This window comes from Streptomyces sp. NPDC111516 (genome assembly GCF_055635345.1).
Genome location: NZ_JBVKBV010000013.1, coordinates 166,816 through 180,256 on the forward strand (window position 1 = coordinate 166,816; position 13,441 = coordinate 180,256).

Annotated in this window: 13 protein-coding genes; 11 read left to right on the forward strand and 2 right to left on the reverse strand. The window is 69.2% G+C overall.

All coding sequences use genetic code 11. From position 1 onward, the window contains the following. Positions 1 to 24: 24 nt before the first annotated feature. The 11 genes from ACZ7L9_RS23970 to ACZ7L9_RS24020 all read left to right on the forward strand — a co-directional run bounded on the left by ACZ7L9_RS23970 (position 25) and on the right by ACZ7L9_RS24020 (position 11,881). A complete protein-coding gene (locus ACZ7L9_RS23970; RefSeq protein ID WP_471417910.1) occupies positions 25 to 609 on the forward strand; it encodes a PaaI family thioesterase in 585 nt (194 codons plus the stop codon). Further along, positions 609 to 1,142: a dUTP diphosphatase gene (gene dut / locus ACZ7L9_RS23975; RefSeq protein ID WP_471417912.1), complete on the forward strand. Its 534-nt coding sequence runs from the start codon at positions 609 to 611 to the stop codon at positions 1,140 to 1,142. Before ACZ7L9_RS23970 ends, dut begins: the two co-directional genes overlap by 1 nt. A 1-nt stretch (position 1,143) precedes the next feature. Then, positions 1,144 to 1,917 (forward strand): DUF3710 domain-containing protein, encoded by a 774-nt coding sequence (locus ACZ7L9_RS23980; protein WP_471417914.1) that lies wholly within the window; start codon positions 1,144 to 1,146, stop codon positions 1,915 to 1,917. 345 nt (positions 1,918 to 2,262) lie between these two features. Then, the gene (gene kdpF / locus ACZ7L9_RS23985) at positions 2,263 to 2,352 is read left to right on the forward strand and encodes a K(+)-transporting ATPase subunit F (RefSeq protein WP_037777601.1); all 90 of its coding nucleotides are present in this window, start codon (positions 2,263 to 2,265) and stop codon (positions 2,350 to 2,352) included. 7 nt (positions 2,353 to 2,359) lie between these two features. Continuing rightward, entirely contained in the window at positions 2,360 to 4,024 is a 1,665-nt protein-coding gene (gene kdpA, locus ACZ7L9_RS23990; RefSeq protein ID WP_471417917.1) for a potassium-transporting ATPase subunit KdpA, read from the forward strand. A 26-nt stretch (positions 4,025 to 4,050) separates the two neighbouring features. Further along, positions 4,051 to 6,147, forward strand: coding sequence for a potassium-transporting ATPase subunit KdpB (kdpB, locus tag ACZ7L9_RS23995; protein WP_471417919.1), 2,097 nt, complete (start codon positions 4,051 to 4,053; stop codon positions 6,145 to 6,147). A 23-nt stretch (positions 6,148 to 6,170) separates the two neighbouring features. Further along, a complete protein-coding gene (locus ACZ7L9_RS24000) occupies positions 6,171 to 6,839 on the forward strand; it encodes a potassium-transporting ATPase subunit C (protein WP_471417922.1) in 669 nt (222 codons plus the stop codon). Between the two features lie 334 nt (positions 6,840 to 7,173). Then, positions 7,174 to 9,717: a DUF4118 domain-containing protein gene (locus ACZ7L9_RS24005; RefSeq protein ID WP_471417924.1), complete on the forward strand. Its 2,544-nt coding sequence runs from the start codon at positions 7,174 to 7,176 to the stop codon at positions 9,715 to 9,717. A gap of 70 nt (positions 9,718 to 9,787) precedes the next feature. Further along, entirely contained in the window at positions 9,788 to 10,480 is a 693-nt protein-coding gene (locus tag ACZ7L9_RS24010) for a response regulator (RefSeq protein ID WP_471417926.1), read from the forward strand. Positions 10,481 to 10,690: 210 nt separating this feature from the next. Further along, entirely contained in the window at positions 10,691 to 11,107 is a 417-nt protein-coding gene (locus ACZ7L9_RS24015) for an OB-fold nucleic acid binding domain-containing protein (RefSeq protein ID WP_266749209.1), read from the forward strand. Between the two features lie 3 nt (positions 11,108 to 11,110). Then, positions 11,111 to 11,881 (forward strand): DUF3159 domain-containing protein, encoded by a 771-nt coding sequence (locus tag ACZ7L9_RS24020; RefSeq protein ID WP_471417928.1) that lies wholly within the window; start codon positions 11,111 to 11,113, stop codon positions 11,879 to 11,881. Between the two features lie 106 nt (positions 11,882 to 11,987). On the opposite strand, the gene ACZ7L9_RS24025 is transcribed toward ACZ7L9_RS24020, so the two are convergent. Both ACZ7L9_RS24025 and ACZ7L9_RS24030 read right to left on the reverse strand, forming a co-directional pair. Beyond that, positions 11,988 to 12,665, reverse strand: a complete 678-nt coding sequence (locus tag ACZ7L9_RS24025; RefSeq protein ID WP_384447783.1) for a potassium channel family protein — start codon at positions 12,663 to 12,665, stop codon at positions 11,988 to 11,990. Beyond that, positions 12,665 to 13,333 carry a potassium channel family protein gene (locus tag ACZ7L9_RS24030; RefSeq protein ID WP_026242838.1) on the reverse strand — a complete coding sequence of 223 codons (669 nt, stop codon included), beginning with the start codon at positions 13,331 to 13,333 and terminating at the stop codon, positions 12,665 to 12,667. The genes ACZ7L9_RS24025 and ACZ7L9_RS24030 overlap by 1 nt, the downstream gene beginning before the upstream one ends. Positions 13,334 to 13,441 lie beyond the last annotated feature (108 nt).

Consider the following 13,441-nt stretch of genomic DNA (forward strand, 5'->3'; position numbering starts at 1 on the left):
GCCGCGCGGGTAAGGTCTGCGCCTGTGAGTGGAACATCTGCGGCTCTGAAGCCCCCGGTCGGCGCGGTGAAACCGGTCCGACACCCCGAAGCCCCGGCCCCCGGCGAACTCCTCGGCGCGCACTACGAACACTGTTTCGGCTGCGGCGAAGGACAGCAGCACGGGCTGCACCTCCAGGCGCGGGCCGGTGAGGGGGTCGGTGTCACCGCCGAGTTCACCGTGCAGGCAGCCCACCAGGGTGCCCCGGGCCTGGCACACGGGGGCATTCTGACCACTGCGCTGGACGAGACGCTCGGCTCGCTGAACTGGCTGCTGCGGGTGATCGCGGTGACCGGGCGGCTGGAGACCGACTTCGTGCTTCCGGTCCCGGTGGACACCGTGCTGCACCTCGACGCCGAGGTCACCGCGGTGCACGGCCGGAAGATCTACTCCCGGGCGACCGGCCGGATCGGCGGGCCGGACGGACCCGTGGCGGTCCGCGCCGAGGCCCTCTTCATCGAGGTCAAGGTCGACCACTTCATCGAGAACGGCCGCCCGGCCGAGATCCAGGCAGCGATGGCCGACCCGGACCAGGTCAAGCGCGCTCGCGCGTTCGAGGTGAACCCCTGATGCGCCGTCCCGTTGATGTCCTGATCCGCCGTGTCGACCCGGATGTGCCGATTCCGGCCTATGGGCACCCGGGCGACGCCGGGGTCGATCTGGTGACCAACGAGGCTGTCGAGCTCGGCCCGGGTGAGCGGGCCGTGCTGCCCACCGGGGTGTCGATCGCGCTGCCCGACGGATACGCCGCGTTCGTGCACCCGCGGTCCGGCCTCGCCGCACGCTGCGGTGTCGCACTCGTGAATGCCCCGGGGACGGTTGATGCCGGGTACCGTGGAGAGATCAAGGTGATCGTCATCAACCTCGACCCGCGCGAGCCCGTGCGGTTCGAGCGGTTCGACCGGATTGCCCAACTGGTCGTTCAGCAGGTCGAGAAGGTGCGCTTCCACGAGGTGGCGGAGCTTCCCGGCTCGGCTCGCGGCGAGGGAGGCTTCGGTTCCACCGGAGGCCACGCTTCCGGTGATGTTGATGGCGTCAGGGGCGGGAATACCCAGGGCGGGAACAGCTACGCTTCGGTCGTACCCGACCGGGAAGGACAGTGACGTGTTCGGACGTCGCAAGAAGAGTGGTTCCGCCGAGGACGTGGCGGACGAAGCGCGCGAGGCCGAGCAGGTCGTCGACGAGCTCGATGACGCCGATGGGGCCGACAGCGGCTCGCGTCGGGTGAATCTTCCGCCGGCGCCGCGGCCGGACGGACCGTGGGACATCACCGAGGTCTCCAAGCCCGGCGAGGGCCGGGTCGACCTGGGCGGCATCTTCGTGCCCGGTGTCGAGGGCATGGAGCTGCGCGTCGAGGTGGCCGGTGACGCGATCGTCGCGGCGACCGTGGTGCTGCGCGACAGCGCCATCCAGCTGCAGGCCTTCGCCGCCCCCAAGAAGGAGGGCATCTGGGGCGAGGTCCGCGAGGAGATCGCCTCGGGCATCACCCAGCAGGGCGGGATCATCGACGAGGTCGAGGGTCCGCTGGGCTGGGAGCTCCGAGCCCAGGTCCCCGTACAGCTCCCGGACGGGACGAACGGCGTGCAGCTGGTGCGCTTCGTCGGCGTCGACGGGCCGCGCTGGTTCCTCCGCGGAGTGATCTCCGGCCAGGGCGCCGTGCAGCCGGAGGCGGCGGGGCTGCTGGAGACGGTCTTCCGGGACACCGTGGTCGTCCGTGGCGAGGGCCCGATGGCGCCGCGCGACCCGATCGTCCTCAAGCTCCCCGACGACGCCCAGATGGTGCCCGAGGGCGTCCAGCAGGAGAGCCAGGAGGGCTCGAAGTTCTCCGGAGGCATGGGCCAGCTCCAGCGCGGACCCGAGATCACCGAGGTGCGCTGAGCCGAGCCGGACAGCCACCCGGTACAGCTTCGGCCGGTGGGCCGTACCCCTTCTCGAGGGGTACGGCCCACCGGCCTTTCTGCGTCCCGGGTCGGCTCCGAAGAGCGCACAAACGGGGTGCGTATGGGGCGCGTATGGGGCACGTATGCGGGCCGTCAAGGGCTCGGCGTTCCCCGTAAGGAAGCCATCAACGCAGGCCGCGATGGATTTGGCGCGAGGTTTGCTCAAGAGGTCCGAGAATCCGTACCTCAGCTAGGAGCACACGATGGCCGACGTGGCCTTCGTCCTCACCACGATCGCGGTGTTCGCGTTGGTGGCTCTCATCGCCAAGGGGGTGGCCAAGCTGTGACCGCCGAAAACGTCGTCGGCCTCGTCGTGGCCGTTGCCCTGCTGGGCTATCTCGTCCTCGCCCTCCTGTACCCGGAGAGGTTCTGAGCCCGATATGAGCCCCGTCCTCGCCGGCGTGCTCCAGGTCCTCGCGCTCGTTGCGGCGCTGGGACTGGCGTACCGACCGCTCGGTGACCACATGGCCGGCGTCTACTCCTCGAAGAAGCACCTTCGCGTCGAGAAGTGGATGTACAAGGCCATCGGCGCCGATCCGAACACGGAGATGCGCTGGCCCGCGTATCTCCGTGGGGTGCTCGCCTTCTCCGCGGTGAGTGTTCTCTTCCTCTACCTGCTCCAGCGACTCCAGGGCAGTCTGCCCGGTTCGCTGGGCTTCTCCTCGATCGACCCGGACCAGGCGTTCAACACGGCGGCGTCGTTCGTCGCGAACACCAACTGGCAGTCGTACGCGGGCGAGCAGGCCATGGGTCACGTCGTCCAGACCGGCGGCCTCGCGGTGCAGAACTTCGTTTCGGCCGCCGTCGGCATCGCCGTCGCCGTCGCGCTCGTACGGGGCTTCGCCGGCTCGCGTACCGGTGAACTCGGCAATTTCTGGGCCGACCTGGTGCGCGGCACCGTGCGCGTCCTGCTGCCGATCTCCGTGGTCGGCGCGTTGGTGCTGGTCGCCTGCGGTGCCATTCAGAACTTCGCCGGCATCCATGAGGTCGGCCAGTTCATGGGCGGCTCGCAGCAGTGGAACGGTGGCGCCGTGGCCTCCCAGGAGGTCATCAAGGAGCTGGGTACGAACGGCGGCGGCTACTTCAACGCCAACTCGGCCCACCCGTTCGAGAACCCCAACGGGCTGTCCAACCTGTTCGAGATCTTCCTGATCCTGGTCATTCCGTTCGCGCTGACGCGGACGTTCGGCCGGATGGTCGGCTCGCTCAGGCAGGGTTACGCGATCCTGGCGGCGATGGGCGTCATCTGGCTGGGTTTCACGTCCCTGATGATGTGGACCGAATTTGCCCACCACGGACCCGCCTTCGATATCGCGGGCGGGGCGATGGAGGGCAAGGAGACCCGGTTCGGGATCGCCGGTTCGTCGATCTTCGCCGTGGCCACCACGCTCACTTCGACCGGTGCGGTGAACTCGTTCCACTCCTCGTACACGGGATTCGGAGGCGGGATCACGATGCTGGGCATGCAGCTCGGCGAGATCGCGCCCGGCGGTGTCGGCTCCGGCCTCTACGGCATGCTGATCATGGCGATCATCGCGGTGTTCATCGCGGGTCTGATGGTCGGCCGTACGCCCGAGTACCTCGGCAAGAAGATCGGCACCCGCGAGATCAAGCTCGCGGCCTGCTACATCCTGATCACCCCGGCGCTGGTGCTCTGCTTCACCGCCGCGGCGATGGCCCTGCCCACCCCGCCCCACTCGATGCTGAATTCCGGCCCGCACGGATTCTCCGAGGTGCTGTACGCGTACACCTCGGCCGCGAACAACAACGGTTCGGCGTTCGCCGGGCTGAACGCGGACACGCAGTGGTTCAACACGACGACCGGTCTCGCGATGTTGCTGGGCCGGTTCCTGCCGATGGTGTTCGTACTGGCGCTGGCCGGCTCGCTCGCCGGGCAGAAGCCCGTACCGGCGACCGTGGGAACCCTGGGCACGCACAAGCCGCTCTTCAGCGGGCTGCTGGTCGGCACCGTCCTGATCATCACCGGGCTGACCTACTTCCCGGCCCTGGCACTGGGGCCGCTGGCCGAAGGGCTGGCGTCATGACCACCCGTACGAAGCAAGAGGACTCGATGCCCACTGCCACAACCACCCGGGCACCGCACCAGGACACGCCCACGGGTCACCAGAGCGAAGGACGCGTCGGCGGGGGCCTGTTCGACCCCAAGCAGCTGCTGAAGTCCTTTCCCGACGCGGTACGCAAGCTCGACCCCCGGGTGATGGTCAAGTCCCCGGTGATGTTCGTGGTGCTGATCGGTTCGGTGTTCACCACCGTGCTGGCCTGCCTGGACCCGGGCGACTGGTTCGGCTGGGCGATCGCCGGCTGGCTGTGGCTGACCACGATCTTCGCCAACCTGGCGGAGGCGGTCGCCGAGGGCCGCGGCAAGGCGCAGGCCGACACCCTGCGCAAGGCCAAGACCGACACCGTGGCCCGGCGGATGACCGGCAGGGACGAGGAGCGGGTGCCGGGCACCGAGCTGTGCGTCGGTGATCTGGTGGTCTGCGAGGCCGGCGACATCATTCCCGGCGACGGAGACGTCGTCGAGGGTGTCGCGAGCGTGGACGAGTCCGCGATCACGGGGGAGTCGGCGCCGGTCATCCGGGAGTCCGGCGGCGACCGCAGTGCCGTCACCGGCGGTACGAAGGTGCTCTCCGACCGGATCGTCATCAAGATCACCACCAAGCCCGGCGAGACCTTCATCGACCGGATGATCGCCCTCGTCGAGGGCGCCGCCCGGCAGAAGACGCCCAACGAGATCGCGCTGAACATCCTGCTCGCGTCCCTCACCATCGTCTTCCTGTTCGCCGTCGTCACCCTCCAGCCCTTCGCGATCCACGCCGGCCAGCAGCAGTCGGTGATCGTGCTGACCGCCCTGCTGGTCTGCCTGATCCCGACGACCATCGGCGCCCTGCTTTCCGCGATCGGCATCGCCGGCATGGACCGGCTGGTGCAGCGCAATGTGCTCGCGATGTCGGGGCGTGCCGTGGAGGCCGCCGGAGACGTCTCGACCCTGCTGCTCGACAAGACCGGCACCATCACGCTCGGCAACCGGCAGGCCGCCGAGTTCGTTCCCGTCAAGGGCACGACCGAGGCCGAGCTGGCGGACGCGGCCCAGTTGTCCTCACTGGCCGACGAGACGCCCGAGGGCCGCTCGATCGTCGTACTCGCCAAGGAGAAGTACGGGCTGCGCGAACGCCATCAGGGCGAGCTGCGGCAGGCCGAGTGGGTCGCCTTCACCGCCCAGACACGGATGTCGGGTGTGGACGTCGACGGACACAGGGTCCGCAAGGGCGCGACCGGTTCGGTCGTCGCCTGGGTAAAGGGGCGGGGCGGCAGTGTCTCGCCGGACACGCAGGCGCTCACCGACCGGATCGCCGAGGCAGGCGGCACGCCGTTGCTGGTGGCACTGGAGGACGAGCACGGCGCCCGCGTCCTGGGCGTCATCCACCTCAAGGATGTCGTCAAGGAGGGCATGCGGGAGCGGTTCGACGAGCTGCGCCGCATGGGCATCAGGACGGTCATGATCACCGGCGACAACCCGCTGACAGCGAAGGCCATTGCCGAGGAGGCGGGGGTCGACGACTTCCTCGCCGAGGCCACGCCCGAGGACAAGATGGCCCTCATCAAGCGGGAGCAGGCGGGCGGCAAGCTCGTCGCGATGACGGGCGACGGCACCAACGACGCGCCCGCGCTGGCCCAGGCGGACGTCGGTGTGGCCATGAACACCGGAACCTCGGCCGCCAAGGAGGCCGGGAACATGGTGGACCTGGACTCCAACCCGACCAAGCTGATCGAGATCGTCGAGATCGGAAAACAGCTGCTCATCACCCGTGGCGCGCTGACGACGTTCTCGATCGCCAACGACGTCGCGAAGTACTTCGCGATCATCCCGGCGATGTTCGCGGTGGTCTACCCGGGCCTGGACAGGCTCAACATCATGCGGTTGTCCTCGCCCCAGTCCGCGATCCTGTCCGCCGTCGTCTTCAACGCGCTGATCATCATCGCGCTGGTCCCGCTCGCCCTGAAGGGCGTGCGCTACCGGCCCAGCAGTGCCGACTCGATGCTCCGGCGCAACCTCGGGATCTACGGACTCGGCGGACTGGTCGCCCCGTTCATCGGCATCAAGATCATGGACCTGGTCATCTCCCTCATCCCCGGGCTGAACTGAATTTAGGAATCGGCTGATCCGCCATGAACAACTCCGTAGCAAACACCGCCCGGTTGCTCTGGGCCGGGTTGCGTGCCCTGCTCGTCCTCACCGTCGTCTGCGGCGTGCTCTACCCGCTCGCCGTCACCGGTGTCGCCCAGGGCATCTTCCCCGACCAGGCCAACGGCTCCGAGATCACCGCGAACGGCAAGGTCGTCGGCTCCGAACTCATCGGCCAGCGCTACGACCTGCCGCTGAAGAAGGGGCAGCGGACCGCGGCCCCGGACCTCAGGTGGTTCCAGCCGCGCCCGTCCAACGGCCTCGGCGCCAACAGCGTCAATACCCAGTACAAGCTGATCCTTTCCGGCGCGACCAACCGCTCCGGCGACAACAAGGAACTCATCGACTGGGTCACCGCCGCCAAGGCCGCCGTCGTCAAGGACAACTCCGTCCCCGGCCACCCCATCAGCCCCACCGACGTGCCAGCCGATGCCGTCACCTCCTCGGGCTCCGGCCTCGACCCCGCCATCTCCCCGGCGTACGCACAGCTCCAGGTGCGCCGCGTCGCCGAGCGCAACCACCTCGGTGTCGCCCAGGTGGAGAAGCTCGTCGAGCAGCACACGGACGGCCGGATTCTCGGCTTCGTGGGAGAGCCGCGGGTCAACGTCCTCCAGCTCAACATCGCGCTCGAGCAGCTGGTGAACAAGGGCTGAGAACCTTCAGGAGGCTCGGGGAGCCTGACGACACCACGGTGCCGTCAGGCTCCTTCGGCGCTCCTCGAGTGCGCCGGTCCACGCGGCCGGCGCACTGCTGGGGCCGGCGGACCGGGTGCTGGAGCTGAGCGACGGGCACATCGTCGAGCACGAGTAACGGGGGAGAAGGCGACGCCGCCCGCTAGGCCGGGCCGCCGGGCCTCGGTCCGGGCGTCAGAATCCTGTCAATTCGGTCCCTCACCCCACCCCCCGCCCCATATGTCGGGAATCCTCGGGGTAGCTTCGAATCGGCTGCCGCATCGGCCGCAGCCGGTTCAGAGAAGACAATGGGGCCATGGCACGCGGCAAGCTTCGGATCTACCTGGGTGCGGCACCCGGCGTCGGCAAGACGTACGCGATGCTCTCCGAGGCCCACCGGCGCGTGGAGCGGGGCACCGACTGCGTCGTCGCCTTCGTGGCACACCACGACCGCCCGCGCACCGAGGTGATGCTGCACGGCCTGGAGCAGATCCGGCGGCGCGAGATCGAGTACCGCTCCGCCGTCTTCACCGAGATGGACGTCGACGCGGTACTGGAGCGCGCCCCGGCCGTCGCCCTGGTGGACGAACTGGCGCACACCAATGTGCCGGGCTCCCGCAACGCCAAGCGCTGGCAGGACGTCGAAGAGCTCCTCCAGGCCGGCATCGACGTGATCTCCACCGTCAACATCCAGCACCTGGAGTCGCTCGGTGACGTCGTCGAAGCGATAACCGGCGTACGTCAGCGCGAGACCGTCCCCGACGAGGTCGTCCGCAGGGCCGACCAGCTCGAACTCGTCGACATGTCGCCCCAGGCCCTGCGCCGCCGGATGGCCCACGGCAACATCTACAAGCCGGACCGGATCGACGCGTCCCTGTCCAACTACTTCCGCCCCGGCAATCTGACCGCCCTGCGCGAGCTGGCCCTCCTCTGGGTCGCCGACCGGGTCGACGAATACCTTCAGCAGTACCGCGGCGAGCACAACATCCGCACCACCTGGCAGGCCCGCGAACGAATCGTCGTCGGGCTCACCGGCGGCCCCGAAGGCCGTACGCTCATCCGCCGCGCGTCCCGGATGGCGGCCAAGGGCTCCGGCAGCGAGATCCTCGCCGTCTACATCGCCCGCAGCGACGGACTGACCTCCGCCTCGCCCAAGGAGCTCGCTGTCCAGCGCACCCTGGTGGAGGACCTCGGCGGCACGTTCCACCATGTCATCGGCGACGACATACCGTCGGCGCTCCTCGAATTCGCCCGTGGGGTGAACGCCACGCAGATCGTCCTCGGCTCCAGCCGCCGCAAGGCCTGGCAGTACATCTACGGACCGGGCGTGGGCGCCACGGTCGCCCGTGAGTCCGGCCCCGACCTCGACGTCCACATCGTCACCCACGAAGAGGTCGCCAAGGGCCGCGGGCTGCCCATCGCCCGCGGCGCCCGGCTGGGCCGGGCCCGGATCATCTGGGGCTGGCTGGTCGGGGTGGGCGGCCCGGCCCTTCTCACGCTGCTCCTGATCGGCCTGGACAGCGGCCCCGGGCTCGCCAACGACGTCCTGCTGTTCCTCTTCATGACCGTAGCGGCGGCCCTGATCGGCGGGTTGCTGCCGGCCCTCGCCTCGGCCGCCGTGGGCTCGCTGCTGCTGAACTACTGGTTCACCCCGCCCACCCATACGCTGACCGTCCAGGATCCGGAGAACTTCGTCGCCATCGTGATCTTCTTCGCGGTGGCCGTCTCGGTCGCCTCGGTCGTCGATCTGGCGGCCCGCCGTACCCACCAGGCGGCCCGGCTGCGCGCCGAATCGGAGATCCTCTCCTTCCTGGCCGGCAGCGTGCTGCGCGGCGAGACCACCCTGGACGCGCTCCTGGACCGGGTCCGCGAGACCTTCGGCATGGAGTCCGTCGCCCTGCTGGAGCGGCAGAGCGACGTCGATCCGTGGACCTGCGCCGGGAGCGTCGGGCCGGCCCCGGTGGCCCGGCCGGACGACGCCGACGTGGACATGCCCGTCGGTGACCACATGGCGCTCGCGCTCTCCGGCCGGGTGCTGCCCGCCGAGGACCGCCGGGTGCTCGGCGCGTTCGCCGCCCAGGCCGCCGTCGTGCTGGACCGGCAGCGCCTGGTCGGCCAGGCGGAGCAGGCCCGGCGGCTCGCCGAGGGGAACCGGATCAGGACCGCGCTCCTCGCCGCAGTCAGCCACGACCTGCGTACCCCGCTCGCCGCCATCAAGGCCGCCGTCAGCTCCTTGCGCTCCGACGACGTCGCCTGGTCCGACGCGGACGAGGCGGAACTCCTGGAGGGCATCGAGAACGGTGCCGATCGCCTCGACCACCTCGTGGGCAACCTCCTGGACATGTCCAGGCTGCAGACCGGCACCGTCACCCCGCTGATCCGCGAGATCGACCTCGACGAGGTGGTCCCGATGGCGCTCGGCGGCGTCCCCGAGGGCAGCGTGGACCTGGACATCCCCGAGACCCTGCCGATGGTCGACGTCGACCCCGGGCTGCTGGAGAGGGCCGTTGCCAACATCGTCGAGAACGCGGTCAAGTACAGCCCCTACGGCGAACGCGTCAACGTGGCCGCCAGCGCGCTCGGCGCCCGCGTCGAGCTACGGGTGGCCGACCGCGGCCCCGGCGTCCCCGACGACGCCAAGGAGCACATCTTCGAGCCCTTCCAGCGCTACGGCGACGCCCCGCGCGGCGCGGGCGTCGGACTCGGCCTCGCCGTCGCCCGCGGCTTCGTGGAGTCCATGGGCGGCACGCTGGACGCCGAGGACACTCCCGGCGGCGGCCTCACCATGGTGCTGACCCTCAAGGCGGCATCGGGATACGTTCCGGTCAGCCCCGACCTGTCCGAGCAGGTCACCTCATGACCTCGCAGGCCACCTCATGATCTCCGCAACGTCCCGGGAGATCGCCGTACAGCAGAAAGGCAGGGCCCCCATGACCCGGGTGCTTGTGGTCGACGACGAGCCGCAGATCGTACGTGCCCTCGTGATCAACCTGAAGGCACGCAAGTACGAGGTCGACGCCGCGCCCGACGGCGCGACCGCCCTTCAGCTCGCCGCCGCCCGCCACCCCGATGTCGTCGTCCTCGACCTCGGACTGCCCGACATGGACGGCGTCGAGGTGATCAAGGGGCTGCGCGGGTGGACCCGGGTGCCGATCCTGGTGCTCTCCGCCCGCCACACCTCCGACGAGAAGGTCGAGGCGCTGGACGCCGGCGCCGACGATTACGTCACCAAGCCGTTCGGCATGGACGAGCTGCTGGCAAGGCTGCGCGCCTCCGTCCGCCGCGCCGAGCCGGTCGGCCAGAACGGCTCCGACGACATGGTGATCGTCGAGACCGCCGGGTTCACGGTCGATCTGGCGGCGAAGAAGGTCCATCGGGAGGGCCGCGACGTACGGCTCACCCCCACCGAGTGGCACCTGCTGGAGGTCCTGGTCCGCAACGGCGGACGCCTCGTCAGCCAGAAGCAGCTGCTCCAGGAGGTATGGGGACCCTCGTACGGCACCGAGACCAACTATCTCCGGGTCTACATGGCGCAGCTGAGGCGCAAGCTGGAGTCCGACCCCTCGCACCCGCGGCATTTCGTCACCGAACCGGGGATGGGCTATCGCTTCGAGCGCGGCTGAGAGCCTGTCGGGTGACCGTACGGGCCGCGCCCCGCGACCCTGGCAACCGGCCCGTCCGGGAACCCCGGTGAGTGCCCCGTTCGAGAATCCGGGTAGGTGACCCGTTCGGGAGCCCCTGTGAGTAACCCGACCGAGTACCTCTGTGAGCAACCCGTTCGAGTGAGACCCGGGACATCCACTCGGGGCACAGGAGACCGGTACCCTTCGGTTATGAGTGCTGTACCTCGATTCGAGAAGCCCGGCAAGGCGGCGAAGCCGTCCGGCCGCTTCCGGCGGATGCTCGACCGGCTGTCCAGCTCCCAGGAGGACCTGGAGTCCGAGGAGCTGCAGGAGGACTCGCAGGCCTCGGGGTGCACGCGGATCTCCGAATGCACCGACCGGCAGATCGTGAAGGTCACTGGTACGTTGCGGACCGTCACCCTGCGGCCGCGCGCCGGAGTGCCCGCCCTGGAGGCGGAGCTCTTCGACGGCACCGCGCCGCTGGACGTGGTCTGGCTGGGCCGACGCTCCATCGCGGGCATAGAACCGGGCCGCAAGCTCATCGCCTCGGGCCGGATCGCCATGAGTCATGGACGCCGGGTGCTGTTCAATCCCAAATACGAACTCCGACCGCTCGGCAAGGAGTAGCCGGTGACGTCTCTCGACAAGCCGACGTCCGACACGGACCGCACCACCCGCACCGACCAGCAGGAGGCCGACGCGCAGGCGGTCACCGAGGCAGCGCTCTTCGAGGCGTTCGGCGGTGCCCGGGGGATGGTGGAGACAGTCGTTCCCGGACTGCTCTTCGTCACGATCTTCACGATCAACAAGGATCTGCACCTCTCGGCCATCGCGGCCCTGGTGGTGTCCCTGGTCCTCGTCGCCGTACGGCTGATCCGCAGGGACACCGTCAAGCACGCCTTCAGCGGTGTCTTCGGCGTGGCCTTCGGCGTGGTCTTCGCGATGATGACCGGCAATGCCAAGGACTTCTATCTGCCGGGCATGCTCTACACGCTCGGCCTGGCACTCGCCTACCTGATCACCACCCTCGCCGGGGTGCCGCTGATCGGTCTGATGCTGGGCCCGGTGTTCAAGGAGAACCTCTCCTGGCGCACCAGGAACCCCGGCCGCAAGAAGGCGTACGCCAAGGCCAGCTACGCCTGGGGGCTGATCCTGCTCGCCAAGTGCGCGATCCTCTTCCCGCTGTACTGGTGGGCCGACACCACCCAGTTCAGCTGGGTCCTGGTCGCCCTGAAGATCCCGCCGTTCCTGCTCGCGGTCTATCTGACCTGGGTCTTCCTCGCCAAGGCGCCGCCGCCCATCGATGTGTTCGCCGAGATGGAGGCTGCGGAGCAGGCCGAGAAGGCCCGCAAGGCGGAAGTGGAAGCGGCCGCCGCCGCGACACCGCACCAGGAGTACTGAACCGCCCAGGACCTCAGGACAGCAGGACAGCAGGACAGACGGAAGGGGCCCGGAACCGCTTCGCACGGTTCCGGGCCCCTTCCGGCTGCTCGCCGCCCTGTGCCGGTCAGTCGTCCGAGTCGCCCCGGCGCACCGACAGCAGGTCCTCCAGCTGCTCCTCGCGTGCCTGTGCGGCAACGAACAGCAGCTCGTCACCGGCCTCCAGCGTCTCGTCGGTGCCCGGCGTCAGAACGCGCTGCCCGCGGATGATGGTGACCAGCGAGGTGTCCTCGGGCCAGGCCACTTCGCCGACCTGGGTGCCGGCCAGCGCCGACTCCGGGGGCAGCGTCAGCTCGACCAGGTTGGCGTCGCCGTGGCTGAAGCGCAGCAGCCGGACCAGGTCGCCGACGCTCACCGCCTCCTCGACCAGGGCCGACATCAGGCGCGGCGTGGAGACCGCCACATCGACGCCCCAGGCCTCGTTGAACAGCCACTCGTTCTTCGGGTTGTTGACCCGGGCGACGACCCTCGGCACGCCGTACTCGGTCTTCGCGAGCAGCGAGACGACCAGATTCACCTTGTCGTCGCCGGTCGCGGCGATCACGACATTGCAGCGTTGCAGCGCCGCCTCGTCGAGCGAGGTGATCTCGCAGGCGTCCGCCAACAGCCACTCGGCCATCGGCACCCGCTCCACCGAAATGGCCGTCGGCGCCTTGTCGACGAGCAGCACCTCGTGCCCGTTCTCCAGCAGCTCGCCCGCGATGGAGCGGCCCACCGCACCGGCCCCGGCAATCGCGACACGCATCAGTGACCGCCCTCCTCAGGACCTTCGGCGAAGGCCGCCTCGACCTTCGCGATCTCGTCCGTCCGCATCATCACGTGGACCAGGTCGCCCTCCTGCAGCACTGTCTGCGAGCTGGGCAGTATGGCTTCGCCCAGCCGGGTGAGGAACGCCACGCGGACGCCCGTCTCCTCCTGCAGCGTGCTGATCTTGTGGCCGATCCAGGACGGGGTGGTGTGCACCTCCGCGAGCTGCACTCCGCCGCTCGGATCCCGCCACAGCGGCTCGGCGCCCGAGGGCAGCAGCCGCCGCAGCATCTGGTCCGCGGTCCAGCGCACGGTGGCGACCGTGGGGATGCCGAGACGCTGGTAGACCTCGGCGCGCCGGGGGTCGTAGATCCGCGCCGCGACATTCTCGATGCCGAACATCTCGCGGGCGACCCGGGCGGCGATGATGTTCGAGTTGTCGCCGCTGCTCACCGCGGCGAACGCACCGGCCTCCTCGATCCCCGCCTCGCGAAGGGTGTCCTGGTCGAAGCCGACACCGGTGACGCGCCGCCCGCCGAATCCGGACCCCAGGCGCCGGAACGCCGTCGGGTCCTGATCGATGACGGCGACCGTGTGCCCCTGCTGCTCCAGGGTCTGCGCGAGAGCGGCTCCTACTCGCCCGCAGCCCATGATGACGATGTGCACCTTGCGCCTACCTCGCAGTCCTGGTCGTCCGGCTGACCTGCGAAAACACCCTGCTCACACTTCTTTCTCAGCTTGCCGGGCAAACAACGGGGCAACGGTCTGTCCCGT

Bases quoted from the DNA above. Each gene is read 5' to 3' on its own strand.
- dut (WP_471417912.1), top strand. From the start codon at position 609: ATGCGCCGTCCCGTTGATGTCCTGATCCGCCGTGTCGACCCGGATGTG.
- kdpA (WP_471417917.1), top strand. From the start codon at position 2,360: ATGAGCCCCGTCCTCGCCGGCGTGCTCCAGGTCCTCGCGCTCGTTGCG.
- kdpB (WP_471417919.1), top strand. From the start codon at position 4,051: ATGCCCACTGCCACAACCACCCGGGCACCGCACCAGGACACGCCCACG.
- ACZ7L9_RS24000 (WP_471417922.1), top strand. From the start codon at position 6,171: ATGAACAACTCCGTAGCAAACACCGCCCGGTTGCTCTGGGCCGGGTTG.
- ACZ7L9_RS24005 (WP_471417924.1), top strand. From the start codon at position 7,174: ATGGCACGCGGCAAGCTTCGGATCTACCTGGGTGCGGCACCCGGCGTC.
- ACZ7L9_RS24010 (WP_471417926.1), top strand. From the start codon at position 9,788: ATGACCCGGGTGCTTGTGGTCGACGACGAGCCGCAGATCGTACGTGCC.
- ACZ7L9_RS24015 (WP_266749209.1), top strand. From the start codon at position 10,691: ATGAGTGCTGTACCTCGATTCGAGAAGCCCGGCAAGGCGGCGAAGCCG.
- ACZ7L9_RS24025 (WP_384447783.1), bottom strand. From the start codon at position 12,665: ATGCGTGTCGCGATTGCCGGGGCCGGTGCGGTGGGCCGCTCCATCGCG.